Below are 327 nucleotides of genomic sequence, written 5' to 3'. Positions count from 1 at the left end.
CGACGAAGAAGCCGATGTGCTGACGCCACAGCTCGAGGAACGCATCGCCGTTCTCCTGACCGGCGACCGAACCAACGGCGTCAGCCAGCGCAACGGTGTTCTCGTCGAGGGCGGCAACGGCTGCTGCCGTGGCCGGCTCTTCGAGGTCACCGCCGGCATCGACGGCGGTCTCGAACGCGATGCCTGCGAGATAAACGTGCTCCTGGAGGAGGCTGGTGAGTCCGGCCTTCAGTGTGGATGCGCCGTCATCGACCGCGGCCTGGACGTCGGCGGGTGCCTCTTCCTCCATGGCCTCGGTGTCGGCGGGCTCTTCTTCCATCGCCTCGG

The 327-nt window shown here is 67.3% G+C and carries 1 pseudogene; it reads right to left on the bottom strand.

From position 1 onward, the window contains the following. Nucleotides 1–327 (bottom strand): annotated as a pseudogene (locus ON45_RS23395) (hypothetical protein); the annotation flags it as partial.

This window comes from Ilumatobacter nonamiensis YM16-303 (genome assembly GCF_000350145.1).
Taxonomy (GTDB): domain Bacteria; phylum Actinomycetota; class Acidimicrobiia; order Acidimicrobiales; family Ilumatobacteraceae; genus Ilumatobacter_A; species Ilumatobacter_A nonamiensis.
Note: the sequence above shows the minus strand (reverse complement) of the source record. Positions and strands in the feature narration are given on the sequence as shown.